The following is a 24,205-nucleotide window of genomic DNA, read 5'->3' as shown; positions in this document are numbered from 1 at the left end:
GGTCGATGGCGGTTACAATCATAGCTCCAGTGCCTGCCAGCGCACCCAGAGGCCGCACGCACAGTTGTTGGTGACGGTGATGTTGGTGCCGTTCCAGCCAATCGACCACCCGCCCCAGTAGACATATCCATTGCTGTCATCGCCCGAGAAGCGATGAGGTGTGACATAGTGGCCCTTCATATCGCTGTTGCCGAAATTGCGTAGGACAACGCGCAGGTGGCCAGGGCTGCCCTCGTTGGCCCAATATCGCCAATCCTCTGGCTCAGAACCGTCGACGTAGCGCGCCTTGGCGATAGCGACGATGATGAACGACAGTCCCGGTGGCACATTATGCGCGAACGTCGTTTCGGCCGGCACCTGCGGTTGGGATTGCTGGTACTCATTCCAGGCGCAATAGCGCGCACCCTGCCGGATAATGCGGCCCGGCACTGCGTCGGCATCAAACAGAAGATCATCGAGCGCCGCATTATCGACGTTATGGCCTGCAGCCGAGGCGCGAATGCGGAATCGCCCGGTGCCGTCACTGCCAATGAGAATACGTTTGGTCATTGGCCAGTTTCCAACCCTTCTGGGCTCATGGCTCTCGAAGTCCTTACACAAAGAGCAGGCCATACGGCCGCTCATCTTCGTTGTCATAGATAGATGGTCCGCCGTTTCCGGCGTCAGCGCGTCCGGTCGCCATGGCGGCGGCTACGATACAGTCGATAGCTTTGGTGCTCTTCTTCTTCGACAGGTACGGCAGCCCGGTGTCGCCATAGATTGGCACGGCGTTCTGCACACACCACCGCAGAACAGGATGCCCTCCGTGTCGGAAACGGCGTGCGATAATGGACTTCTGAAGTTCGTTATAGAATGGACCCATAGTGAGGGGCCGCTGAGGCAGTTCCACGGCCGGAAGATCATCTGCCATCAAGTTGCCCATGATCTTCGCGGCGAACTTCGGATCGAACGCGATTTCCTGCACGTCGTGGGTGTCGCACAGCTCGCGAATCTTAGCCTCAATGATGGCATCATCGATCAGGTCGCCGGGGATCACGGTGAGTGAGCCCTCCTCGCGCCACTGCTGCCATGAAATATCCGGCTCTTCCTGCATCCGGCGCTTGAAAGCTGCCTCAGGCAAGAAGGGATAAGTCAAAATCTGATGGCCGCCGTCATCGTGCGGGAATGCCGCCGAAATGGCCGTCAGGTCGTAGCTCTTCGACATATCGACCGCGAGCCAGCAGGCTTTACCTTCTAATGCATCTCCGTCGATGGGATCAGCGGCCTCATCATAGACGGCCATCTCTACCCATCCGGCCGCGCTACCATCCGCCCACACATTGAGGTGCGTCTGTTTGAAACCCTCCCGCAACTTTGGAAGCTCGCGAGCGAGCCGCGCCTCAGAGCGCAATTCGTCCAAATCCGGGAAACCCTCGTCCAGGCCGGGGTTCACCAGGCGCCAGAGTTCTTCATCGTCCCAATCTGCTCGAGCATCCGCCTGAAACAAGATCGGCAGGAACGAAGGATCTTTCGTCAGGTCATTGTGGCACCGGAGGGCGTATTGAAACAGGTCCCAGCATATTCCCTCCGGCCGTTCGCCGGCCGTAGTGATGATGACAGTAAGAGAGCCAGGGGTCTTGGAGGCGCCAGTCTTCAGCGATGTCCAGAGGCTGAAACCGCGCCAAACGTGCAGCTCGTCCGCCAGAATAAAGATCGGTGTCTTGCCATGCTGAGCGTCGCCATCTGCTGAGATGGCGACGTAGTTACTCCGACTTTTTTTATGCTCGATCCGATTCTTGGTATCCCGCATACGAGTGGCATCTTGGAGCCGAGGATCCGCACGGATCATGTCGGAAGCCTCATCGAATGCGAGGCGAGCCTGCGTCCGATCGCTGGCCGCAGATACGACCTGCCCGCCAGGGCGCTGCTCTGGGCCGATGGTGTGACCAAGCGCAAGAACCGAGGCAAGAGTCGTCTTCCGCGCGCCGCGGGGCAGGAGAATAAAGACTGTCTTCACCTGGCGGTTACCGCTCTCGTCGGACGGTCCATAAATCCGCTCGATAATCCTGCGTTGCCAATGTGATTTCAGAGGGCGCTTGTCAGGTCCTGCCGCCTTTGGGTGCCGGAGAATATCCGCGAACTGAAGCATCCGGGCTGCCCGACCATGCGGGTCAGGGATGGGGGTGTCGTCAAATACCCAATTTGGAATAAGGGTCGTCATAGCCCTCTTCTCCCTCGGGTGGCTTGCCGGCCTTCATGCGCGAGGCGGGCGTAAGACCCAACTCCGCTGCGAGGCGGCGTTGTTCTGTCAGAGCTTGGAACATGGTCTGATAGGCTGGATGGCGTTTCGTGCCTGTGTTTGTATCCACGGTGTCGCCTTCACTGGCGATGGTCGCTTGCGAGCGTCGAACGGTGCCGGCCGCGAGGCAGTAGGCTTCAACGGTGCCCATATCCGTATCAGTGAGAACCTTGCGCTTAATCAGACTCGGCAAGATGCGCTTCCATTCCTCCTTGGCCTCGTCAGGCAGCCATGAGGGCGGGCGCGGAACCTTGGACAGGCCTCCCTCGATCATCTGGAGATTTGGCTTGCGACCGCGCATCAGAATGCCTGCACGCGGTACTCGGAAATCAGATCAAACCACCCGGGAGGCAGGCTGGCGCTCTCGCGGTTCTCGTACAAGGATGCCGCATGGATTCTGATGGCCTGGCGGATCGGCTCCGGAATGTCCTCAGGGGCTTCTCCATAGCCTGCCTTGAATGTGACGGTGACACTACCTGGGAGACAAACAACGTAGGGCCAAGCCATGCATCGCGTAGGGCCAATGGTTGCATGCGCGTCATCGTGCAGACCTGTCACTAAGTATGCATCTGGCGCGAGTGTTAGCTCTGCTCGGGCCGGATCCCTATAAGTGATGGCGCTCACAGCGCTCACAGGCGCGAAGGGCAGCACGATCTCTGAAGATCTACCCATAGGCGGAAATCCGTCTAGGATCGCCTTCCATTCCTGAGTGATAAGACACCGTCCCAACAGACCTCTCGGCCCATCCAGCTTTTGCCTTGCCGCCGCGATCAGGTTCATGAGGAGATCGTCCTCGTCGTTGTGATCGATCCTCAAGTGCTGTTTGAGATCGTCCAGAGTAATCGGCTCAGCGGCCGGAGGGGTGATGAGTGTGAGCCTCATGTCGGAATCCTTCGCCCGAAGCCGCCCTCAGTCAGGACGTTCTTCCGGCTGTTGCAGCGGCGGTTCATTGGCTGCCAATTGTTTCGGCTCCAGAACAGGCGCTGGTCGCCTTTGTGAGCTATCTTGTGATCGACCATATCGGCAGGCTTGCCGCACCCGCACGCGCAGACCGGATTGCCGAGAGAGGCGAGCCAGGCCCTGCTCTCTCGCGTCCATTTGCTGTCGTAGCCGCGCTCTCGTGCGCTGCCGCGCGCCGCGTCGACGCGGCCCTGGTTCTCGCGCTTCCGCCGCACTTGGCAGGCGCACAAGGTTCCCGCTGGAACCTTGTGGCCACAAGAGCAAATCTTCGGAGCGCGAAAAGCCATCAGGTCGTTATCGGACGGTATCGTCCCTTGCCTGTGAGAGCAGTCACAGAGAAAGGGGTGCCTGTACCGTGAGTGCCGTTGAAATCAGCGCGCACACGCACGTAGCGTTTCTCACCGTTCGTGCCATCGATGTAGCCGAACCGATAAACATCGGGCTTAGGGTGCGCGCTGCGCTGGGAATGAATGATGCCGCCGGTGACACCTTCAACGCCCGTTACGTTTGACGCGTCCACAGCTTCCCAGGTCGTACCGTCGTCGGAATGCTCCATGATGAAGTCAATCCGGTTCGTAGCGGTGAATGAGATACCACCGACGCCGAGGTTGATGAGAAACGTCACGCTCTCGTAACTCAGCCGGTCCACTGTTACGCCTGGCGCATCGTCAGAATACAGGCCTGGAGCAATGCCCGGCACTGCATCGATGTTGTAGTTAGCACTACGCATGGTTTGATCTCCGAAAGAGGAAAAGGGATGCCCTCGGGGTCAAGGGCATCCGGTCGGCTTAGGACGTGGCCATCTTCAACTTACGGATAGCCTCGGGGCGAACCACCCCGCCGCCGACGCGCTTGCGGCCGTGGAAGCGCACGAGGCCTTCCGTCTGCACGCTGTACGGGTCGCGAAGGATGGACAGGCCCACGCGGTCATAGATCCGGTAGGCAGAGCCGAAATCGCCGTAGGCAATCGGGAAGGCATTGGCCTCTACATCTGCCATGTCGACAGCCTCAACCACGGGGCGGCCCAAGAGGGTCGGCGGCTGGCCTTCAGCAAGGCTCTCCTGCCACAGGAACTTGCCGCTGGAGTCCTTCAACAGCCGGATCGCGGCAATGCTTGTGCCGTTCAGCAGCCAAGAGCCGCGGTTCCGGTAAAAGGCCGGGAGGTCGTACATGACCTTGATGAGAGAGTCCGGCGAAAGGTTCGCGGCATGGCCGTTCAAAACCATAGGCACATTTGGATCGGCCATGATGCCGACGGGCTTCTTCACCCCGTCGCCATTGACGAAGGCCACGCCTTCCAAGCGACCGAACTCTTCCGCGAAATCGAAGGCGAGCTCCGCCGCGATGTCCACGGCAGCATCCTCCAGCAGCCAGTTCGACACGTCGACATAAGCCGCGATCTCGTGCTGCGGGATTTCGATCTGACCATAGGCCGGCTCGGTCTTCGGACGCTGTTCAATCTCGCCAACCCACTTTGCCGTCATGCGGCCGGTGCGCTTGGGGAGGATCACGGCGCCGGCGGAGGTGTCACCCACGCGCGCGGCCTGCCGGATCGGGGAGAACTCCACCAAGTCGCGCTGGATCTCGGCCACGAATTGATCGGGCGCGAGATAGCCGCCTGCGGTGTCGTCGGCGACGCGGAGAGCCTTGGTCTCGTCTGCCGACAGGGCTTCGCGGCCCTTGCGGGTGAACGTCTCGAAAGCCTTCACCTCGGCCTCGTTCTCGACCTTGTCGGAGCCGTTGCCGGGACGATTGACCTTCAACTCCAGTTCATCGGCGCGCTCATTCGCGGCCTTCACCTCGTTCTGAAGCCCGGTCATCTTCTCTTCGAAGGTGGCCTGCAGGGCTGCGATGGCGGCCGGGACATCATCGCCGCCGCCTTCTTCTTTGATCTCAAGAACTGCGCTCTTGGTTTCGAGCGCCTGGGTAGGAAAGTGTTTCATGTGGTCCTCACAGTGAGCGGAGCGCCGCCGTGGCGCGGTTCAGAGCGGCAACGATGGCTTTCGCCCGCTCGGTTTCTTGCTCGCCTTTGACCGCGCTCACGGTCGCATCGGGCAGCATGGGGAAAGTGACGATGGAGATTTCCCGAAGGTCGACCTCCTCGAGGTAACGGATGCTCTTCTGACGGTCGTACGAGTCCTTCAGCGTGCGGTAGCCAATGCTGAGGCCGTCGAGGGCGCCTTCCTTCATGAGAGCGTAGGTCTCGGCGCCGCGCGAAGTCTCGCGGATCAGGCGGCCCTTGACGTGCAGGCCCCGGCTATCCTCTGAGAGGCCAAGCCACACACCAATAGGGTCGGAGGTGTCGTGCTGACGAAGCATCTTCACCTTGCCGGCCGGGCGCGCAGTCAGGGATTTCATGAAAGCCCCCTTGCGCACCACATCCCGACCCAGATCCATCCGATCCCAGACGCTCGCGTAGCCTTCGAATTCGCCGCCGTCAGAGACGCCTTTCGTGTCGAGTTCGAATGTGAAGCCTGTTTCAATTTTCATCGGTGCCCTCGTCAGGCGTGTTTCCGGCAGCCGGCGTGGCCGTCACGTTCGGATTGATGAATTCGTTGCCGCCGTCGTAGGGCGGGCGGTTCTCAGCTGCGCGCGCCTCGTTCGGATTGATCACGCGGGCTGCAATGAGCTTCTGATAGGACTCGGCACGCTTGCTGAGATCGGCGCGAGCCAGATCGTCAGTCAGGTATTCCGCGAAGTAGGTTGCGCGCTCGTCCTTGCTGAAAACGGCGCGGCGAATCGCGCCTTCCCACTGTTTAATCCATGGCATGAGCGTGAACGTGAGGAAGAGGCGGCCCATTTCCTCGCTGTTCGACCATGTGGCGCGGCCTAACTCCATCAGCATGTGCGGGGGGACGCGGAAGGCGCGGGCAATCTCTTGGATCTGGAAGGTGCGCAGCTCCAGAAACTGCATATCGACGGAATTGAAGCTGATGGCCGTGAATTCCATGCCCTCTTCGAGCACAGCCGTCTTACCGCTCTGACCACCCGCATGCTGCGCTTCCCATGATGCGCGCAGGCGTCCAACCGTTTCCTTGGAGAGCTTTCCCGGAACCTTCAGCACGCCGCTGGGACGACCGCCGGAGCCGAAAAGCCGGGCGGCATGACCCTCTTGCGCCGCCGCAATCCCAATCGCTTCGGCCGCGAGCCGCACTGCGCTTTTGCCCGTGATTCCATCTGTAGAGAGGCCACGAATGTGGATGATCTGGTCAAGCGGGATGACGCGCTGACCGCGCTTGCCCTCGTTGAGCAGGTATTTCGGAATGCCGTCGTCATCTTGGACGGAGACGGTGCCCGGCTTCAGCCGGATAATCTCTCTAGGCTTGCCCCCGACCTTGTTGACGAAGCCGTAACCGTTGCCCTGGATTAGGGCGTCCACCTGGATCTGAAGCTTCAGGTCGTAGGCGCTCTGCCAATCCGAGGCATCGTCATGCAGGAGGCCATAGGCCGGATGATCTGTCGCCCGTTCTTTGGAACCGTTGTCACCGCGTTTGTAGGTGATGATCGGGAGCTGTGCGATTGCTTCCGAGATGGAACGGACTGCGCAGGCGACGGCAGGGACCTTGAGAGCGCTTTCACCGCCAACAGCAACGCCGGAGGCAGTTGCAGGACCACCCCCGAAGAGGGCGAGAAGTTCACCAGCCGACGAGGATAGCGTCCAGTTCTTCTCTTCCTGCTGATCGTCTTTCTTGCGGCGCCAATGGAACATATTCTCTCCAGATCTGGAAAGAATATGGACTGGAAAGTCTTTCTTCTTAAGGGGTTAGGCCTCATGAACTGCGGTCAACATAGGCCAACTTCGGACAACTGCGGACACACCCCTTTGTGGAATTGCTCAATTTCCAGTGTGTTCCAAGGAAAGGGGGGACGGTGGTCCGGGGTTGAATGCCGAAAGTCGACGATCACCCCGGGGTTCTGTCTAGCCGCCTTTGGCACTTTTCTTGATCTTTTCGAGACCGAGGTAAGGGTTCTTCGAAGTGATCAAGCAGCGTGCATACAGTTCAAGGATCTCGTCCTGTCTGTCTACACCAGCGTTACGAATAAACTTCATCAGTTCGAACGCGACTCGCTCAGCCGAGCTGTCCTTAATTTCAATCGGCCCGCTGATGTTCGTGCTTTCAGCCATAAGCGATTCCTTTCATAGGCTTGAATGCCTAAGTCTAGACGCTGTGTGTCATGCCCGTCGAGAGGTAACGTTGCAGTCCGCTAGCCTCATCAACTGGTTCATTATTCGCCTGACGAGGCCGCCTCACACGCACACGCCGTTCACCAAGCGCAGCGCTCTCTTGTGGGCTCATGGGGATTGAGCTGCCGATCCACTCGGCATCGGTCCCGCCAAGTGCACGGTAAGCCTCGCGAGCGTTCAACATCAAAGCGTGACGCAAGGAGTCGTCGGTGATCGTGAGCGCGCGGCGAGGGCCATCGACAGGATCCAACTTAGGCGGCCATGCGACTAAGCCGTTGTTAGGAGTCCTGACAAGCGCGCAACCTTCCAACGCAAAGCCGTTCGCCTGGCAGGCAAAGTGGGCCAGGATCGTAAACCCGGCTTTGTTCGGCTTCGGCTTGCTGACACGATTTAGACCGGTGATGGTGACGGTGTTCATTTTTTCTCCTTCCATTGCTTTGTTGGAAACACGTTATTTTTTCAGACGATTGACCTGCTGCTCGGCCACCCGAGCCTCAAAGGCCGTTTGATACGCACGCACGTACACGCGCACATGCTCCGAGGAGAGGCCTTGCCCGAGCAATGCCTTCCCAAGTCTCATAGTCTCGTGGTTGATAAATTGGAGCGGATCGGCGGCAGCCCGAAGCCGGTTCTCATCTGCGGAGCCATGACCGTCGCGGCGACCGCGTGCTTCCATCTCACGAATGGCGAATGTTTCGGGATCAGCCTTAGCCGCGGCTTTCAGCGCGAGGATACGTGCGTCGTATTCCTCGTCTCCCTCGCCATCACGCTCCATTAGGTCCGGATTGAGCCAAGGGTCATACCAGTACTCATTCCCGGCGCCCTTCATGTACTCGACGGCCAAGATCCCGTGATGTCCCTTCCAATCAGCTTCACGCGCGTCCGGGTCTCCTCCCGTTAGGTGAAGGATGTTATGAACCTCGTCGAGCTTGTCATGATACCGCATGTGCCCGCGGCAGATGGCCGTGTAGGTGCTCTTTTTCGAACGGCAAGCCTCTATGACCTCGGCAATGGCCGGCAGAAACCTACTTGTACGCCGGAGTTGCTGGCACGCAGCGGCCATGACGATATCGGGGATACCTTCGTCGACCAAATCGAACACAAGCGTTTCAAAGAACGCCTCGGGGTTTCCGATCTTACTCGTGGGATAGGCGGTCAGAAGCTGCCCAACGACCATCTTCGCCACATCGGGCGTCGGTGGCATGCGAAGCCCTTGTTGGAGCGGGCGGGCCAGTTCCCGGCAAGCATCGCGCGACATAAGCTGCTCACGCTGCTTCAGCGCAGCATGACGACAGACCTCCAGCGAGACATACGTCCCCGGCGTGCTGAGCCTCGGCAACCGATCCAAGACACTGATCCGAGCCATGTAGTTCTGTGCGGCCTTCTCAGCGGCCATGAGGGCGGCCTGTGTTGGCAAGCTCGGAGTGTTCTGCTCGGCACGGAGTTTGGTTATGTTGCTCATCGTCCTATGCTCCTGCGCGCAATCTCGATCCAATCCGTTCCACCATTGTTTGCTCGATGGACGGGGCGTTCCTTCGGTGACGGGTCCACCGGCTCATCTTTCCAATGACCGCCTTCGAGCCATCTCACCGGACCCTTCGTGTAGCGCTGCTCTTGGCCATCGCGCTCGGCGGCGTAGCGCATGGCCCCGGCGATCAGCTCTTCGACCGTTGCTTCGCCCGCTGTGACCACGCATGCGAACGCCCGCTCGGCATCTTTGAAACCGACGCGCTTCGGGTAGTGGTTCATGAATTCGCGGAAGGCGGCCTTGGTGGAAGCCTCCAACTCGCCCCCAGGGCGATGGGGGGAAAGGGGGGAATCTCCCCCTTCCCCGATAGGGGAAGGAGTGTTCTTCAAGGATTCGGGTGTATAGGCATGCACCCCTAACGACAATCCGTGCACCCCTAAACCGTCTAGGGGTGCATCACCGTGTACTCCTAACGACTCGATGGGTGCACCGGCATGCACCTCTAAATCTGCATCAAGAGGTGCATCATTGTGCACCCCTACAGTCGCGATAAGATCAAAGGCTAGATTGAATTGGTTCGGTCGATGGCGGCTGCCACGGCGTTCGATCTTGAGCCATCCAGCTTTTTCCAGATCCTGGATGGCCATGATCGTGGCTCGACGCTTTAACCCTGCGCCGGCCCCCAACACCTCATAGGACGGGTCACAACGTCCGGTTCTACCGTTGAGATGATTTAGCACTAGAGCGACGGCCACGGCCTTAGCTGCCGCCGGCAGGCTAGGATCCGCGACGATGGCTTGAAGCAGACGCGCCTTGTCGAGAAGGGAGACGCTCATGCGCGTCCCCAGCCGTAAAAATGGCCATCGTCATTGAACAGGCCGATCAGCATGACACTTGCCAACTGGGGGCCGTTTACTCTAAATTCCGACCTTGAAGCGCCACCAAGCTGCTTTCGAATTGAGCCGCCGTTCCGGGGACCAGCCGGTGCGGCGGTTTTCTTTTGCGGAAGTGGCTTATCCGGTGGGACAGATCGAGCGTGAAACCCTAGAAAACCCTGATAGAAAAGCTGTGTCCCACTTCCCGTAAGCCGCTGATTTTGCTTCTCTTTGGCAGCCCGGCCAGGGGCACCATTTGCTTCCATCCCGAAAAGGGCCCCGCTTGCCGGGGCCTTTTTCGTTAGGCTCGCACCTTGGTCCTCCCGAAGAGCAGGTGGGTCTGGCCGCTGGGCGCATATATGCTGGTGCGATCCGAGGGAGGCCGCTCCCATGCATATTCGCCACGACGCCGACCTCACACACCGTGAGCGAGATCGGGCACAAGGTTCCATTGCGCTCTCCGCTCAAGCGGCGATGGTTCTTAAAATTTCATCGGACGGGCATCAGCACGAAGTCTACGCCAAGAATCCGGACGAGGCATTCCACCCTGCTTCGCTCACGAAACTCCTGACCATCGTGACGGCGCTCGAAGTGGCGTCACGGTTCGGCCGATCCCTGGGCACCATGCTGAGAATGCGCGCCGGAGATGAGGCGAAGGGGACGGGAAGAAACATCGAAGCGGGCGATCGCTTTTCCTTACAGGATGCGATTGCCAACATGCTGCTGCCGTCATCCAACGTCACCGCCAATGTGGTGGCACGAACATTTGGCCAAGTTCTGCTCGATCCTGAAGATCATGAGACAAGCCCCATCGCTCGCTTCATTCAGGAGATGAATGTGACAGCCGCCAGGCTCGGGATGACCCGGTCGATTTTCGTCAATCCGCATGGGCTCAAGGCCTCGGCGCAAGTCACGACCGCCGTAGACATGGCGAGGCTCCTGGTGGCCGCAAGCCAGCGCCCGGCGATCACGAATGTCTGGAGCAAGGCCACCTACGAAATGACGATCGTTGGGCCGAATGCCAGACGTGAAAACATCGCATCGTCCGTAAAGATGATCGAGGATGACAACGTTCTCGGAGGCAAGACCGGAACGCTCCGGGCCATCACCTATAACCTCGCCATCTGCTCGCGGACGGGCACGGGAGCGAAGCTGGCCTCGGTCATCCTGTGCTCGCCCTCGGACAGCGCCCGCTATGCGGATATGCGGCTTCTGCTGAACGCTCTTAATGAGATGTGAGGACAGAGGTCAGGCCGCGGCACCGCTGCCGTCGCCAAGCTGCAGACGCATGCGGGCGACGACTTCATGCAGGCGCGTGCCGTGCGAAGCCTTGACGAGAAGTTGGTCTCCCGCGCGAAGAATGCCTACCAGACTGGGCAGGACATCGTCTGCGGTCGCATAATGCGGACCCAGGATGTGTTTCGGCAGAGCCCGGCGGAGATGGGTCATCTGCTCTCCCACTGTCATCACCGTGTCGAGATCGGCCGCGAGGACAGGCTCCGCCAGACCTGCATGAAGTTCTGCAGAGCGCGGTCCCAATTCTCGCATGTCGCCGAGGAGCGCGAGCTTCCGGCCATCACCCTCGCGGCGTTGCTGACCGAATGCCGCCAGCACGGCGGCGACCGATGTCGGGTTAGCGTTGTAAGCTTCATCGAAGATTTGAGCGGCGCCGGACGCCAGAGAAATGTGCATGACATTGCCGCGCCCGGCGATGGCCTTCATCCCCTCGAGCGCGCCGGCGGCGAAATTCAGATCGAGGCCGAGCGCATCGGCTGCTGCCAATACGCCGAGACTGTTGATGGCCATGTGCCGTCCCGAAATACCCAGCTTATAGGCGAAGTCACGGCCTCGTAGCACCGCGCGCACGATCTGGGTGCCATGGGCATAGTCCGCGAGCCTGAAGTCAGCCTTGGCATGCTCCCCGAAGGATGTGACCTTTGCCCCATACGACAGGGCGCGGCCACGAAGGTAATCGAACTGATCGGAGTCTCGCGGAACGATTGCCGTGCCGCCGTCAGTAACATCGTACACGCGAGACTTCATCTCGGCGATGGCCTCGCGCGAACCGTATTCTTCGAGATGGGCATCACCGATTGTCGTGATGAGCGCAGCATGCGGCTTGAGCGCGAACTCGCCGAGATCCCGTCGGTGAAATCCGATCGACACCTCGACGGCGTGGATGCCATGGGGGGGAAGGTTGGCAATCTGGCCGAGCACGCCGGAGACGGTGTTGAAGTTCTCGTCCGGGAAAGGCGGATGGCCTGTTGCAGTGAGAATCGCATTGAACATCGCGGTAGTGCTCGTTTTGCCCACGCTGCCACCCACGGCGGTGAGGCGCCCCCGATACGCGGCACGCGCATGCTTGGCCAAATACCAAAGAGCGGCGCGGATGGAAGGAACCCGAAGCACGGCAAGGTCTTCGAAATCGCGCCGATACTTGGCATCCGCAAGGAGAGCGAGCCCCTGCTGCCTGAAACGGGCGATCTTCGCGGGCTTCACGCCATAAAGGTAGGTATGGACATAGGGGATGACGAGCGCATCGGGGCGAACCAAGCCGTTGGAAAACGCGATGCGATCCGTCGTCCAATTCTCCGGCAGATCGCCTTCCCAGACTCCGCCCGTGATCCGCGCAAGCTCAGCTTTCGTCCAGGGCATTGTCTTCCCCGTTCCACCGATTCGATCTCGGCAGCATATGAGGGAAGCCGCCCTTATGAGGGCAATCAGTCATCGCTCCCTTAAGAGTTAGTCTCTCCTTTAAGGATTGCCCCGGTCGACCGAACTCAGCCTCATCGCTCGGCGAAGCTAAGGAATTGACCCTTCCCACCTTCGTTATGACATTCCATTCATACAATTGCCGAGGCCAGTCCGACTCGGCGAACTTGCCGCCACTTATGGGCTACCACTTTTGCGCCTTTGCCAAACGAAGCGCCTTTTGTGCAAATAACGGCATGGTCCATTACGACCTTGAGAGCGCTAGCAGACAAAAGCTGCAGTGATCTCAGCAAGATAGAACTCAAACATTATCTGGCAGAATATGTCAGGGGCAAGAATCATGAATCAGCAGATCGAGTTTGTCGCTCGCGCACTCTATGAGGCCGAGGATGATGCTATGGTTTGGGAAGCCGAACCTGAAATTTTAAAAGAAGAATTTCGTCATTACGCCCGCGCCGCTCTGGCGCTTCTGGCCTCCGAGGACAAGCGGTCCATGGCAAAGGCCGATCCGGGCAAATTTCCCTACGCAGCCTAAAGGCTCATCGCTCAAGTGGCAGTCTGCGGCATCGTCGGATGCCGCAGATGTCTCCCAATGATGAGCGGATCGTGAGGCCTCAGGCCTTCGAATCCTGCGGCGCCAGGAAGCTGAAAGCCGAGACGACCTTTTCATAGACATCGCGTTTGAAGGGGATGATCAACTCCGGCAATCGGTGCATCTCCTCCCAACGCCATTCGTCGAATTCCGGCTTGTGGTGACCGCCGCCCGGCTTGCTGATGTTGATCTCGCTCTCGTCGCCCTCGAAGCGGAAGGCGAACCATCTCTGCGTCTGCCCCCGGTAACGGCCTCTCCAGGCGCGGCCTGCGACCATGGAGGGCAGTTCGTAAGAGTACCAACCGGGCGCTTCGGCGAGCAGGGTCACGCTTCGCACACTGGTCTCTTCATAAAGTTCGCGCACGGCCGCCTGATACGGATCCTCACCCGGATCGATGCCGCCCTGCGGCATTTGCCAGGCATAGCCGTCAGAAACCTGATCGTGGGAGTCTGAGGAATGGCGGCGGCCGATGAAAACCTGACCATCTCGATTCAGAAGCATCACACCGACACAATATCGGTATGGGAGGTCTTTTCTGTCTTGCGAGCCCTTGCCGCTCCTCATCCGATCATCACTCCCTTCATTTGCTGGAATCCTGCCTTACCAGTCATTCATTCATCGCCGGTATTCACCGATGGTTCCAAAAGCTTTGTCATAGCAGCGGACCCGAAAGTGGATTTTCACTTTTAGGCCCCATCCGATGCTTCTCTTAAATTGAGAGCATCGTTCGTGTGGACCCGGCGGGCCGCGCGATGCTCCTGAGAGTGCAGCTTTGCGGGAGGCTGCACAAGCGTTTCCGTGCACTTGTCAAAGCCCGAATGAGAAAAGGCCTGACGGTTTTGCCGTCAGGCCTTCGGATCTGCATTGCTTAGGCTGGACGCTTTAGTTCGCCGTCGGCGTCGTGGTGTTGGCGGCACCCTTGCGCACACCGTGCAGCAGGTCATACGCCGCGAGCAACTGCTTGTCCTTGGTCGGATCCGGCGGAACGTAAGCGGAGGATCCGCCACGCTCTTCCTTGTCGCCGCCGTTGCTCAGGTGACCGCGCAGACCGGCTTCACCCTTGGTCTCGTCCTTGCCCTTCAGCTCGTCCGGGATGTCCTGCAACACCTCGACATCAGGATCGATGCCCTTAGCCTGGATCGAACGGCCCGACGGAGTGTAGTAGCGCGCCGTCGTCAGGCGCACGGCACCGTTGCCGCCGAGCGGGATGATGGTCTGCACGGAGCCCTTGCCGAAGGAGCGTGTTCCAAGCACCGTCGCGCGCTTGTGATCCTGCAGGGCGCCGGCCACGATCTCGGAAGCCGAGGCCGAACCGCCATTGACGACCACCACGAGCGGCTTGCCCTTGGTGAGGTCGCCCGCCTTGGCGCTGAAGCGCTGGGTATCCTCCGCATTACGGCTGCGGGTCGAGACGATCTCGCCGCGGTCGAGGAAGGCGTCGGAAACCATGATGGCCTGATCGAGCAGACCGCCTGGATTGTTGCGCAGGTCGATGACGAAGCCCGAGACCTTGTCGGCGCCGATATCGGTCGTGAGCTTTTCGATGCTCGTGCGCAGGTTCTCATAGGTCTGTTCGTTGAACTGGCTCACGCGCAGCACACCGATATCGCCCTCGACACGGGCGCGGACCGGACGGACCTTGATGGTTTCGCGGGTCAGCTTCACCTCGATCGGGTCCTTGGCCTCCTTGCGCTGGATCTTCAGCGTCACGGAGGAATTGACCGGGCCGCGCATCTTGTCGACCGCCTGATTCAGGTTGAGGCCCTGGACCGGCTCGTTGTCGATGTGGGTGATGACGTCATTGGCCAGAACGCCGGCGCGGGAGGCGGGCGTCTCGTCGATGGGGGTGACGACCTTCACGAGGCCGTCTTCCATGGTGACCTCGATGCCCAGGCCGCCGAACTCGCCGCGGGTCTGAACCTGCATGTCACGGAAGCTCTTGGCGTCCATGTAGCTGGAATGCGGGTCGAGGGAGGTCAGCATGCCGTTGATGGCCGATTCGACGAGCTTGCCCTCTTCGGGCCGCTCGACATAATCCGTCCGGACCTTTTCGAAGACGTCTCCGAAAAGGCTCAGCTGCCGGTACGTGTCGGCGGACGCCGCAACAGCGCCAGCGGTCATCAGGCTCGTCTGCGACACCATGGTCGCGCCGCCTGCGCCGAGAGCCGCACCGAGAATCAAAAGAGATAGTTTGCGCATTATCCGCGAACCTTTTCGCTTTGCGATTTCGCCCACCAGGGACCTGGGTCGATCGAACCGCCGTCTTTCCTGAACTCAACATAGAGGACGGGGTTGTTCTTTTCTATGGCAGAACCGGTCAAACTCATGAGAGGTGTATCTCCCATGCTTGCAACAGGCTCGCCGGCGAGCACGAATTGCCCGACATCGACATTGATTTGGTCCATACCGGCCAGAAGGACATAATATCCTCCCCCGGCATTGATGATCAAGAGTCGACCGTAGGATCGGAAGGGCCCCGCAAAGGCCACCCAGCCGTCCGCAGGTGATACAACAGCCGCCTTGGAGCGGGTGGTGATCGAAATGCCGCGCGTCGTTCCGCCATAGCCGTCGGCCTCCCCGAATTCGAGGGCCGTATCGCCACTGACAGGCCTCGGCAGAAGCCCCCTCGCCTCATTGAAGGGAATTTTGGGAGCAAGCCTTGCCGGATCGCGGAAGGCGGCCTGGGCGAATCGCTCCTTGGCATCGCGCTCCTGCGCTTCCGCAGCCTTGCGCGCCTCCTCGGCCGCCCGTTGGGCGCCTGAAATCTCGGCTTCCATACGGTCGATCAACTCTTTGAGAGTGCCGGCCTGCTTGGCAAGCTCGGCCGCCTTGCCACGCTCGGCACCCATGTTGCGCTCGACCTCGGTCATGCGGCTCTGGCGGGCGTCTATAAGGGAAGAAAGCCTTTGCTGCTCTCCGTTAAGGGCCGCCAGCTCCGTATTGAGGGTCAGACGGTCCGTAGCGATAGCCTCCTTGAGGCGCACCAGCTCAGCCAGATCAGTGGCCAGGATTTCCGCCTCGACCCTAAGCTCGGGCAAGACAGCCCCCAGCATGATCGAGGCCCGCACAGCTTCCAGCATATCCTCGGGCCGCACTAGCACGGCCGGCGGCGGGCGGCGCCCCATGCGCTGAAGGGCGGCAAAAACCTCGACGATGACACCCCTTCGGCCCTCAAGGGAGCGGCGGATGGCCGCCTCGGAGGCGGTTAGGGTCTGAAGGCGCTGCTCCAGGCCGCGAATACGGTCTTCCGTATTCCGCACGCGGCCCGCAGTCTCGATCAGGGTCGCATTCAACCTAGCCCTGTCGGCCTTGATCTCGTCGATTTCGGATTCGAGGCGCTTCTGGGCCGCCGCATTGGCGTTCATCGCCTCTTCCAGAACCTTAAGGTCGTTCTGGCGCTTCTCCCGCTCGGCTGCCGTCTCCGGCACGGCCTGAGCAGGGCCTATCGCAGGCGCCGGTTGGGCAGCCGCAGGGCTCAGCCCCAGGGCCGTCAAGCACAAGGCGAGGCCCAAAGGCTTAAGCGCTGGAAAATCTCTCAAAAGAATCATTTGGTCAGGAATCATCGTGGCCGGCCCGATGATAAGGGTGACCAGCGATGATTGTCAGCGCCCGATAGAGCTGTTCGGCCACGAGCGCCCTGACGATCTGGTGCGGCATAGTAAGCGCGCCGAAGGAAACCACCATTTCAGCGCGCTGGCGAATCTTGGGATCGAGCCCATCAGGCCCGCCGATCACGCAAGCGACGCCGGAGCGCCCCTCGTCCCGCCATTGCCTGATTCGTTCCGCGAAAGATTCGCTCGACGGGCTTTTGCCGCGCTCGTCGAACACGATCAGGACGGAAGATCCGGCCTTTTCCAGCAAAGTGGAGGCCTCTTCGGCCCGCCGGTCATCGTCCCGGCGCGCCCGGCTTTCCGGCAGCTCGACAATGTCGAGCCCCGCCAAGCCCATGGCCCGGCCCATGCCGTCGACCCGCTGCCTGTAGCGCTCGACCAGCTCCCGTTCGGGGCCGCTTTTAAGACGGCCCACGGCCAGCAAGCTCAGTCGCAACGTTTCAGGCCTTAATCAGCTCGCACGGTCCTGCGGGCGATCGGCGCCCCACATTTTCTCGAGATTGTAGAAACCACGGACCTCGGGACGGAAAACGTGGACCAGAATGTCACCGGCATCGATCAGCACCCAATCGCATGCGGGCAGACCTTCCACGCGCGCATTGCCAAACCCCTTTTCTTTGAGGTCCTTGACCAAACGGTCTGCAATCGCGCCCACGTGGCGGTGGGAACGGCCCGAAGTGACGATCATGGTATCTGCAAGCGAGGTCTTGCCGGTCAGGTCGATCTCGACCGTGTTCTCGGCCTTCATGTCCTCGAGAGAAGCCAGGGCGGCGGCTCGGATATCCTCATCATGCGGAGCAGTCGCTCCGGAGAGAGGGGGAAGCGTGTTCGTGTTCGCTTCGAGGGGAGTTAGTCGATTCAGGTTCAAGCCCTTTCCAAACAGCGCTTGGGTCTGCGCCGTCCCTCTAAGATAAGATCGGACGGCCCCATTTTTCAACGTTCACTTGCGAGAGAAGTTCGTCGCAGGCGGCGTAGCTCTGTAGATGACAGATGGGAACGGGGTCCGTAAAGGAAAACCCAGGCTGGAGCCTGCATTCCCGCCAGGGCTCGCGCCTGCCTTTCATCCACACGATATGCCCCAAGCGCCGTGGCGCTGCGCGAACGGGCGGCCTTCAAAGTCCAGCCAGGGCGGTCGACGACCGCCATCGGCATCATCCTGGCGATGCGCCGCCAGCCGCGCCAGCGGTGGAAGCCAGCCAGATTGTCGGCCCCCATGATCCAGACGAAGTGAACGCCCGGATAGCGCCGCATGAGAAAGGCCAGGGTATCGACCGTATAACGCGCCCCGATCTCCTCCTCGAAAGCGGTCACCTCGATGCGGGGATCGTCCGCCATATCCCTGGCTTCAGTCACGCGCATGGCGGTGGAGGCGAGTTCTCCGGTATCCTTCAGCGGATTGCCGGGGGTGACGATCCACCAGACACGGTCGAGCCCTAAGCGCTTCAGAGCCATGAGGCTTACATGGCGATGCCCGGCATGGGGCGGATTGAAGGAGCCGCCATAGAGCCCGATCCGCATTCCTGCCGCTACCGGCGGCAGCCGCACCAGTCCCGAGGGCATGAAACGAAAACGCGAAGGGGCAGAACTCACGGACGTGTCTGGCCCGAACCGTGGATGCGGTACTTGAACGAGGTCAGCTGCTCCACGCCCACCGGCCCGCGGGCATGCATGCGGCCCGTGGCGATGCCGATCTCGGCGCCGAAGCCGAACTCCCCGCCATCGGCGAACTGGGTCGAGGCGTTGTGGAGCACGATGGCCGAATCCACTTCCGCCAGGAAACGTTCGGCTGCCTCCCGATCATCCGTCACGATGGAATCGGTGTGATGCGAACCGTAAGTCTCGATATGGGCAATCGCCGCATCGAGCCCGTCCACGACGCGCATCGCGATGATGGCGTCGAGATATTCGGTGCGCCAATCCTCTTCCGTCGCCGCGGTTACGCGTGGATCGGCGGCCTGCACGTCTTCATCGCCGCGAACGGCGCATCCGGCATCGAGCAGCATCGCGACCAGCGGCGCGAGATGCGTATCCGCGCAGGCGCGGTCCACCAGCAGGGTTTCAGCCGCGCCGCAGACGCCCGTGCGGCGCATCTTGGCGTTCAACACGATCTTCTTCGCCATCTCCAGATCGGCTTGCCCATGCACATAGACATGGTTGAGCCCTTCCAGATGCGCGAAGACCGGCACGCGCGCCTCCTCCTGCACCCGCGCCACGAGGCTCTTTCCCCCACGCGGCACGATGACGTCGATATTACCGTCGAGGCCCGACAGCATGGCGCCGACCGCTGCACGATCACGGGTCGGCACGAGGCGGATGGCCTCGCGCGGCAGGCCCGCCTGTTTCAGCCCATCGCCGATGGCCTCCGCGATTTCGAGCGCGCTGCGGAAACTGTCGGAGCCGGTGCGCAGGATGGCGGCATTGCCCGCCTTGAGGCAGAGCGCACCCGCATCCGCCGTCACATTGGGACGGCTCTCGAATATCACGCCGATCACGCCGAGCGGCGTCGCCACGCGCTCGATCCGCAATCCGTTGGGACGCTCGAAACCCGCAAGCACGCGCCCGACCGGATCGGACAAGGCGGCGACGCTTTCCACCGCCTCGGCGATGGCCTCGACCCGTTCAGGGTTCAGCGCCAGGCGATCCATATAGGCTGCCGTCTGCCCCTTGGCCTTTGCCTCGGCGAGATCCTCTTCATTCGCCTTGAGGATCGCACTCTGGCGCGCGCGAATGCGGGAAGCGATTGCAAGCAGCGCCTCGTCCTTCTGCTCGGCTGGAGCAAGAGCGACCTTACGCGCGGCGGCGCGGGCCTCGCGGCCCATACGCTCCATGAGCACGGCGGTGTCGTCGGTATCGATCAGCTTGAGCGCATTCATGATCTTAAGCCCGCAGTCTTCTTCAAGTCCCAGTCTTCTCTACGCCCTGCCCCATGTCGAGGGAGAGCGCCATGTCGTCCCGATGCACCATTTCCGTGCGGCCGGGATAGCCGAGGATCGCCTCGATCTCTCGGCTCGGGCGCCCGATGATGCGCACAGCGTCATCCGCGTCGTAAGCCACGAGACCGCGACCGAGAACGCGGGTTTCGTCGCGGATCGTCACCGCATCGCCGCGATGGAACGATCCCTCGATCCGGCGCACGCCCACGGGCAGCAAGCTCGCACCACCTTTGAGCGCACGCGCCGCGCCTTCATCGACCACGAGCGTGCCGCGCGGTTCGAGTGCACCGGCGATCCAGGTCTTGCGTGCAGTCGCCGGATTCGATGGTGTGAGGAACCACGTGCAGCGTCCGCCCTCGGCGATACGCTTCAGCGGATTCTTCGTGCGTCCGTCGGCGATGACCATATGCGTGCCGCCGGAGGTCGCGATCTTGCCCGCTTCGATCTTGGTGCGCATGCCGCCGCGCGATAGTTCGGAAGCCGCGCCTCCCGCCATCGCCTCGATAGCCGGCGTGATGCGCTCGACAACGGGAATGTGCTGTGCATTCGGATCGGCTGCGGGCGGAGCGGTGTAGAGCCCATCGACATCGGAGAACAGCACCAGCAGGTCGGCGCCGATCATGGTGGCAACACGCGCCGCGAGACGATCATTGTCACCGTAGCGGATCTCGGATGTGGCGACGGTGTCGTTCTCGTTGACGACGGGCACCGCCCGCATTTCGAGAAGCTTCAACGTGGTCGCGCGCGCATTCAGGTAGCGTCGGCGCTGCTCCGTATCGGCGAGCGTGACAAGAATCTGCCCGGCCGTGATGGCGTGATGCGCCAGCACCTCCGACCAGATCCTCGCCAGAGCGATCTGGCCAACAGCCGCAGCCGCCTGACTTTCTTCGAGACGCAAAGCGCCCGATGGAAGCCCCAGCACCGTGCGGCCCATGGCGATGGCGCCGGACGAGACGACAAGCACATCCGCGCCCTGCGCGTGCAAATCGGCAATGTCCTCGGAAAGCGCCGCAAGCCATGCATGGTTCAGCCGTCCACGCGCCCTGTCCACCAGCAGCGCGGAGCCGACTTTGAGGACGACGCGGCGGAACTGATGGATCTGCGGGGTCACGGACGCCACTCTTCCTGGGTTTCTGCGGCTTTCTCCTCGACCTTCGCCTCGTCGATCACGGAAAGCAGCGATTGCAGCACCTCCGGCACGCCCTGGCCGGAGGCGGAAGAGACGACAAGCGGCGTGCGCTTGCAGGCCTTCTTCAGCTTTTTGAGCTGCTCCTTCAACGTGTCCTCATCCAACGCATCGGCTTTGGAGAGGGCAACGATCTCGGGCTTGTCCTCGAGGCCGTGGCCGTAAGCCTCGATCTCGTGGCGCACGGTCTTGTACGCCTCGCCCGCATCCTCGCTCGTGCCTTCGACCAGATGCAGCAGCACGCGGCAGCGCTCCACATGACTCAGGAAACGGTCGCCGAGGCCCACGCCTTCCGACGCGCCTTCGATGAGTCCCGGAATGTCGGCCAGCACGAATTCACGATTATGAATGCGCACGACACCGAGCCCCGGGTGGAGCGTGGTGAAGGGATAATCCGCAATCTTGGGCTTTGCCGCGGTGACCGCCGCCAGGAAGGTGGACTTGCCTGCATTGGGAAGACCGACCAGGCCCGCATCCGCGATCAGCTTGAGACGCAGGACGATGTTCATCTCCACGCCTTCCTGACCCGGATTGGCCCGGCGCGGCGCGCGGTTGGTCGAGGTGGTGAAATAGGCGTTGCCGAAGCCGCCATTGCCGCCTTTGGCAAGCAGCACCTTCTGGCCCACATGGGTCATGTCGGCAATGACGGTCTCGCCGTCCTCTTCCAGGATCTCGGTGCCTGCGGGGACTTTGAGCACCGCGTCGGCGCCCTTGGCACCCGCGCGGTTCTTGCCCATGCCGTGGCCGCCGGTCTTGGCCTTGAAGTGCTGCTGGTAGCGATAGTCGATGAGGGTGTTCAAACCCTCCACGCATTCGGCCCAGACATCGCCGCCACGGCCGCCATCGCCGCCGTCCGGCCCGCCGAACTCGATGAATTTTTCACGGCGAAACGAGACGGCACCGCCGCCGCCATTGCCGGAACGAATATAGATCTTGGCTTGGTCGAGAAATTTCATAACCCGTATCCTTTACGGGACAACATGGATGCGAGCAACGCAGACAAAAGAGAAGCGCCCCCGAATGGTTTCGGGAGCGCAAGAAGTCTTAAGGTCTTAGTCTAGCTCGCAAGCGAAATAGAGCGGTCCAATTCGACCTCGATGCAGCTGGGCTCGGGAACGAGGCCCATATGCGACCAGGTCTTGAGGCTTTCCCATGCCCGCCGGTCAAGGCGGAAATGGTCGGCCGGATAGAGGCCGCCCCTGGCAGGCAGTTCCATGAGGCCTGCGCCCTGATAGGCGAAGCCGCACTTTTCCAGGACCCGCCGGGAGGCCGGGTTGATGACCCGGGGGCTCGCAGTCAGCTCGCTCTCATGGCCATAGGCGAAGAAGGCATCGATCAAGGCCCTCGCCGCTTCCGTGGCATAGCCTTGCCCCCACGAGGGGGTGCCGAGCCAGTAGCCGAGATCCGGCTTACCGGTTTCCGGGTTGGAGCCGATGCCCACCATCCCGATCAGGCTGTTAGGCTTTCCCTTCGGGGTGATGGCGAGCTGCAGGCTTTCGCCGTTCGCATTGTCGCGCCTGGCCTGGAAGATGAACCTTTCGGCTTGCTCCGGCGGATAGGGATGCGGAATTCGAGCCGTCATGTCCGCGACAGCTTTCTCCCCCGCCAGGCGTACGATCGCCTGGGCGTCCGCAAGTCGGGGCCAGCGCAGCCAGAGGCGGCGGGTCTCGAGACGGAAAACGTCGTCACGGGTGAGGTCGGGAAACATGCTCTTGCTCCGATCCGGATGGGCCTCCCTGGCCCGGAAAACACGAAGGGGAGGTGGACATCCCACCTCCCCTGTCGGTTCTTGGATCTGAGCTTGGCCTTTTCGGGCCTACTTCGGAGCTTCTGATCCGCCGGGTCGGTGTGATGCCGGCGGGAGCTCCTTCGTTTTGCTCTCGCCGTTTATTCTGCTGCCTCTTGGGCCGGTACGACCGATACGAATGCTCGGCCTTGACGCGTAAGGAATCGGACTCGGCCATCGGCCGTGGCAAAGAGGGTGTGGTCTTTGCCCATGCCGACATTGGCGCCGGCATGCCATTTGGTGCCGCGCTGACGAATAATGATATTGCCGGCGATCACCTGCTGGTCGCCGAACTTCTTGACGCCGAGACGACGGCCTGCGGAGTCGCGGCCGTTGCGAGACGAACCGCCTGCTTTTTTATGAGCCATGGGTGTGTACTCCCGTGTTCTGTTTCAGGTGCCGAACGCTTATTCAGCGCTGGCCGGCGCAGCTTCGTCAGCCGCTGCCTTGGTGGTCTTCTTGGCCGCAGCCTTCTTGGGCTTCGCGCCGCCGGCGAGGATCTCGGTGATCCGCACAACGGTGTAGTCCTGGCGATGCCCGCGCTTGCGGCGCGAATTCTGGCGACGACGCTTCTTGAAGGAGATGACCTTCTCGCCGCGGGTGTGCTCCACCACTTCGCCTGCCACGGTCACGCCCTCGACGAGGGGGGCGCCAACCTGGGTGCTGCCGTCGTTGGTGACCATGAGAATCTGGTCGAAGGTAACGGCGGTGCCCGGCTCGCCCGCGAGCGTGGCGACGGTGATGACGTCATTGGCGGCAACGCGATACTGCTTGCCGCCGGTCTTGATCACTGCGAACATCTTGATCCTCGTGTTCAAACCCAATTCTCAACGGCAAAACTCCCGCAGGATTGGCTTTTTGGCAGTTTCCGGCTTCGGTTCACGGCCGTTTGACACAGCCGCATGGATACGAGCAGACACTTTTATCCGCTCATAGAGGAGGCCTACCTACGGCCCCCCTTAGACTTTGTCAATCAAAAACCTTGATCAAGGAGCTTGAAGAGCCGCCAAGCCCATGATATCCACCCGGCCTCAACCAGCGGGCTCAAGAGCCTTCGCGACCCGGAGAGGTGGCAGAGTGGTTGAATGCACCGCACTCGAAATGCGGCATACGGGCAACCGTATCGGGAGTTCGAATCTCCCCCTCTCCGCCATTATTCAAGTCTAACCTACTGATAAGGTTGAGAAAGATTCGGCAGAGCTGACTTTCTTCCCCACTTCACCGATCAGCTGTGCGCCTGTGTTTGTGGACGTTCATCGATGAATGGCAAACCAGGAAGCCATCGTTGATCCGGGGCAGCAAGCTTGTGGAAACAATATCAGCGTAACCATTCTGGTTGAGAGACTACCTAAAGCATTTATGCCGCCAAATGCGATGACGATTTGAGAATCGCGCCAGTGCGGACACGGGAGTTGCACTGAACTCTCGTCAGTCCGCAGTCGCATTTCTGAATCATCAGCCTGGTCTATCAAAGAGCAAGCGGGAACGGCCTCGCGGCGTGTGGCCCGAGGTTTGTTCAGTCGAGGGAGGGCGCGAGGAGGCGTCCGGCTCGTGTGTGTGTTTGTGTTGAGAACCTGACGGCTCCCCGCGCACGGCTTTTTTAGGCGTACACCGCGT

The 24,205-nt window shown here is 60.9% G+C and carries 28 protein-coding genes and 1 tRNA gene; 3 read left to right on the top strand and 26 right to left on the bottom strand.

All coding sequences use genetic code 11. From position 1 onward, the window contains the following. Positions 1–18 precede the first annotated feature (18 nt). The 13 genes from AB4Y85_RS18125 to AB4Y85_RS18065 all read right to left on the bottom strand — a co-directional run bounded on the left by AB4Y85_RS18125 (position 19) and on the right by AB4Y85_RS18065 (position 9,728). Entirely contained in the window at positions 19–549 is a 531-nt protein-coding gene (locus AB4Y85_RS18125; RefSeq protein WP_441986323.1) for a hypothetical protein, read from the bottom strand. Positions 550–592: 43 nt separating this feature from the next. Continuing rightward, entirely contained in the window at positions 593–2,200 is a 1,608-nt protein-coding gene (locus AB4Y85_RS18120) for a terminase large subunit (RefSeq protein WP_441986322.1), read from the bottom strand. After that, complete coding sequence (locus AB4Y85_RS18115; protein WP_441986321.1) at positions 2,169–2,579, bottom strand: phage terminase small subunit P27 family; 411 nt, start codon at positions 2,577–2,579, stop codon at positions 2,169–2,171. Before AB4Y85_RS18115 ends, AB4Y85_RS18120 begins: the two co-directional genes overlap by 32 nt. Further along, positions 2,579–3,160 (bottom strand): head-tail connector protein, encoded by a 582-nt coding sequence (locus AB4Y85_RS18110; RefSeq protein ID WP_441986320.1) that lies wholly within the window; start codon positions 3,158–3,160, stop codon positions 2,579–2,581. The genes AB4Y85_RS18115 and AB4Y85_RS18110 overlap by 1 nt, the downstream gene beginning before the upstream one ends. Beyond that, positions 3,157–3,453: an HNH endonuclease signature motif containing protein gene (locus AB4Y85_RS18105; RefSeq protein ID WP_441986319.1), complete on the bottom strand. Its 297-nt coding sequence runs from the start codon at positions 3,451–3,453 to the stop codon at positions 3,157–3,159. Before AB4Y85_RS18105 ends, AB4Y85_RS18110 begins: the two co-directional genes overlap by 4 nt. A 71-nt stretch (positions 3,454–3,524) precedes the next feature. Then, a complete protein-coding gene (locus tag AB4Y85_RS18100; RefSeq protein WP_441986318.1) occupies positions 3,525–3,968 on the bottom strand; it encodes a hypothetical protein in 444 nt (147 codons plus the stop codon). Between the two features lie 58 nt (positions 3,969–4,026). After that, positions 4,027–5,181 carry a phage major capsid protein gene (locus tag AB4Y85_RS18095; protein ID WP_441986317.1) on the bottom strand — a complete coding sequence of 385 codons (1,155 nt, stop codon included), beginning with the start codon at positions 5,179–5,181 and terminating at the stop codon, positions 4,027–4,029. Between the two features lie 7 nt (positions 5,182–5,188). Next, the gene (locus tag AB4Y85_RS18090; protein WP_441986316.1) at positions 5,189–5,728 is read right to left on the bottom strand and encodes an HK97 family phage prohead protease; all 540 of its coding nucleotides are present in this window, start codon (positions 5,726–5,728) and stop codon (positions 5,189–5,191) included. Further along, positions 5,718–6,947 (bottom strand): phage portal protein, encoded by a 1,230-nt coding sequence (locus AB4Y85_RS18085; protein WP_441986315.1) that lies wholly within the window; start codon positions 6,945–6,947, stop codon positions 5,718–5,720. Before AB4Y85_RS18085 ends, AB4Y85_RS18090 begins: the two co-directional genes overlap by 11 nt. A 210-nt stretch (positions 6,948–7,157) precedes the next feature. Continuing rightward, positions 7,158–7,364 (bottom strand): hypothetical protein, encoded by a 207-nt coding sequence (locus tag AB4Y85_RS18080; RefSeq protein ID WP_441986314.1) that lies wholly within the window; start codon positions 7,362–7,364, stop codon positions 7,158–7,160. Between the two features lie 34 nt (positions 7,365–7,398). Next, positions 7,399–7,842 carry a hypothetical protein gene (locus tag AB4Y85_RS18075; RefSeq protein WP_441986313.1) on the bottom strand — a complete coding sequence of 148 codons (444 nt, stop codon included), beginning with the start codon at positions 7,840–7,842 and terminating at the stop codon, positions 7,399–7,401. 33 nt (positions 7,843–7,875) lie between these two features. Beyond that, positions 7,876–8,886, bottom strand: coding sequence for a hypothetical protein (locus AB4Y85_RS18070; RefSeq protein WP_441986312.1), 1,011 nt, complete (start codon positions 8,884–8,886; stop codon positions 7,876–7,878). Next, positions 8,883–9,728: a hypothetical protein gene (locus tag AB4Y85_RS18065; protein ID WP_441986311.1), complete on the bottom strand. Its 846-nt coding sequence runs from the start codon at positions 9,726–9,728 to the stop codon at positions 8,883–8,885. The genes AB4Y85_RS18070 and AB4Y85_RS18065 overlap by 4 nt, the downstream gene beginning before the upstream one ends. A 429-nt stretch (positions 9,729–10,157) precedes the next feature. Here AB4Y85_RS18065 and AB4Y85_RS18060 point away from each other — a divergent pair, with 429 nt between their 5' ends. Continuing rightward, positions 10,158–11,006, top strand: a complete 849-nt coding sequence (locus AB4Y85_RS18060) for a D-alanyl-D-alanine carboxypeptidase family protein (protein WP_441986310.1) — start codon at positions 10,158–10,160, stop codon at positions 11,004–11,006. 9 nt (positions 11,007–11,015) lie between these two features. Here AB4Y85_RS18060 and AB4Y85_RS18055 read toward each other — a convergent pair whose 3' ends face one another. Continuing rightward, positions 11,016–12,422, bottom strand: a complete 1,407-nt coding sequence (locus AB4Y85_RS18055) for a UDP-N-acetylmuramoyl-tripeptide--D-alanyl-D-alanine ligase (RefSeq protein WP_441986309.1) — start codon at positions 12,420–12,422, stop codon at positions 11,016–11,018. A 397-nt stretch (positions 12,423–12,819) separates the two neighbouring features. Between AB4Y85_RS18055 and AB4Y85_RS18050 the strand changes: the two genes are divergently transcribed. Continuing rightward, positions 12,820–13,014 (top strand): hypothetical protein, encoded by a 195-nt coding sequence (locus AB4Y85_RS18050; RefSeq protein WP_441986308.1) that lies wholly within the window; start codon positions 12,820–12,822, stop codon positions 13,012–13,014. Between the two features lie 79 nt (positions 13,015–13,093). Here the strand turns inward: AB4Y85_RS18050 and AB4Y85_RS18045 are convergent, their stop codons facing one another. The 12 genes from AB4Y85_RS18045 to rplU form a co-directional block, all read right to left on the bottom strand. Next, the gene (locus tag AB4Y85_RS18045) at positions 13,094–13,636 is read right to left on the bottom strand and encodes an RNA pyrophosphohydrolase (RefSeq protein ID WP_441986307.1); all 543 of its coding nucleotides are present in this window, start codon (positions 13,634–13,636) and stop codon (positions 13,094–13,096) included. Positions 13,637–13,954: 318 nt separating this feature from the next. Continuing rightward, positions 13,955–15,271: a S41 family peptidase gene (locus AB4Y85_RS18040; protein ID WP_441986306.1), complete on the bottom strand. Its 1,317-nt coding sequence runs from the start codon at positions 15,269–15,271 to the stop codon at positions 13,955–13,957. After that, positions 15,271–16,620 (bottom strand): murein hydrolase activator EnvC family protein, encoded by a 1,350-nt coding sequence (locus AB4Y85_RS18035; protein WP_441986305.1) that lies wholly within the window; start codon positions 16,618–16,620, stop codon positions 15,271–15,273. The genes AB4Y85_RS18040 and AB4Y85_RS18035 overlap by 1 nt, the downstream gene beginning before the upstream one ends. A 4-nt stretch (positions 16,621–16,624) precedes the next feature. Further along, complete coding sequence (rlmH, locus tag AB4Y85_RS18030) at positions 16,625–17,119, bottom strand: 23S rRNA (pseudouridine(1915)-N(3))-methyltransferase RlmH (RefSeq protein ID WP_441986304.1); 495 nt, start codon at positions 17,117–17,119, stop codon at positions 16,625–16,627. Between the two features lie 15 nt (positions 17,120–17,134). Next, positions 17,135–17,464 (bottom strand): ribosome silencing factor, encoded by a 330-nt coding sequence (gene rsfS / locus AB4Y85_RS18025; RefSeq protein WP_441986338.1) that lies wholly within the window; start codon positions 17,462–17,464, stop codon positions 17,135–17,137. Positions 17,465–17,616: 152 nt separating this feature from the next. After that, positions 17,617–18,243 (bottom strand): nicotinate-nucleotide adenylyltransferase, encoded by a 627-nt coding sequence (locus AB4Y85_RS18020; protein ID WP_441986303.1) that lies wholly within the window; start codon positions 18,241–18,243, stop codon positions 17,617–17,619. A gap of 26 nt (positions 18,244–18,269) precedes the next feature. Continuing rightward, positions 18,270–19,556, bottom strand: coding sequence for a glutamate-5-semialdehyde dehydrogenase (locus AB4Y85_RS18015; RefSeq protein ID WP_441986302.1), 1,287 nt, complete (start codon positions 19,554–19,556; stop codon positions 18,270–18,272). A gap of 22 nt (positions 19,557–19,578) precedes the next feature. After that, positions 19,579–20,727, bottom strand: coding sequence for a glutamate 5-kinase (gene proB / locus AB4Y85_RS18010; protein ID WP_441986301.1), 1,149 nt, complete (start codon positions 20,725–20,727; stop codon positions 19,579–19,581). Next, the gene (gene obgE / locus AB4Y85_RS18005) at positions 20,724–21,758 is read right to left on the bottom strand and encodes a GTPase ObgE (protein ID WP_441986300.1); all 1,035 of its coding nucleotides are present in this window, start codon (positions 21,756–21,758) and stop codon (positions 20,724–20,726) included. The genes proB and obgE overlap by 4 nt, the downstream gene beginning before the upstream one ends. Before the next feature lie 101 nt (positions 21,759–21,859). Further along, positions 21,860–22,510: a GNAT family N-acetyltransferase gene (locus AB4Y85_RS18000; protein WP_441986299.1), complete on the bottom strand. Its 651-nt coding sequence runs from the start codon at positions 22,508–22,510 to the stop codon at positions 21,860–21,862. 179 nt (positions 22,511–22,689) lie between these two features. Further along, positions 22,690–22,956 (bottom strand): 50S ribosomal protein L27, encoded by a 267-nt coding sequence (rpmA, locus tag AB4Y85_RS17995; RefSeq protein WP_134494466.1) that lies wholly within the window; start codon positions 22,954–22,956, stop codon positions 22,690–22,692. Between the two features lie 39 nt (positions 22,957–22,995). Then, positions 22,996–23,388, bottom strand: coding sequence for a 50S ribosomal protein L21 (gene rplU, locus AB4Y85_RS17990; protein ID WP_441986298.1), 393 nt, complete (start codon positions 23,386–23,388; stop codon positions 22,996–22,998). A 263-nt stretch (positions 23,389–23,651) separates the two neighbouring features. Here rplU and AB4Y85_RS17985 point away from each other — a divergent pair. Further along, a tRNA-Ser gene (locus AB4Y85_RS17985) sits at positions 23,652–23,741 on the top strand. Positions 23,742–24,205: the final 464 nt, after the last annotated feature.

The organism is Microvirga sp. 2YAF29 (assembly GCF_052114605.1).
In the GTDB taxonomy this organism is placed as follows: Bacteria; Pseudomonadota; Alphaproteobacteria; order Rhizobiales; family Beijerinckiaceae; genus Microvirga.
Note: the sequence above shows the minus strand (reverse complement) of the source record. Positions and strands in the feature narration are given on the sequence as shown.